The organism is Ulvibacter sp. 2305UL32-6 (assembly GCF_058148545.1).
Genome location: NZ_JBYVKA010000087.1, coordinates 1 through 504 on the forward strand (window position 1 = coordinate 1; position 504 = coordinate 504).

The window sequence follows — 504 nt, forward strand, 5'->3', positions numbered from 1 at the left end:
TATACAAACACGTTAGCCACAAGCTGAAAAAAATGATGTCGAGAAAATTTTTAACTATAATAACTCTTCTACTAATTTCTGTTTCTTGTAAAAACACAGATTACCTGTCGAATGAATATGGAGAAATAGTCTCTGACGATATTGACCGAATTGAATACTATGAAGGGAATAACTTTCTGAACTCTGATAAAAAACCGAACAGCACAATTACGGACAAAAATAAGATTACGGAAATAGTAACTGAAATTAATAAATCTAATAATCCTGGACCTTGGAAAGGTGCTCATTGGGATAAAGTTTTAATAATAAAAAAGGATACGACTTTTACGTTTAGTACAAATGGAAAAGTAATTGGAATTAATCATAGTAGTGGAATATTTTATGAACTAAAAGATGAACAGTTTATAAAACGGTATTTTGAAAATTGAACAGAATAAAAGCCAGTGGCTAACAATGTATATAACCAATGGCTAAGATTGGTAATGAATTGAAATTCCTACTTTA

At 29.6% G+C, this 504-nt stretch carries 1 protein-coding gene; it reads left to right on the forward strand.

All coding sequences use genetic code 11. The features are described from left to right. Positions 1 to 428 (forward strand): hypothetical protein (locus tag ACY2RU_RS17840; RefSeq protein WP_490139841.1); only part of this gene is annotated, 428 nt, incomplete at its 5' end. Positions 429 to 504: the final 76 nt, after the last annotated feature.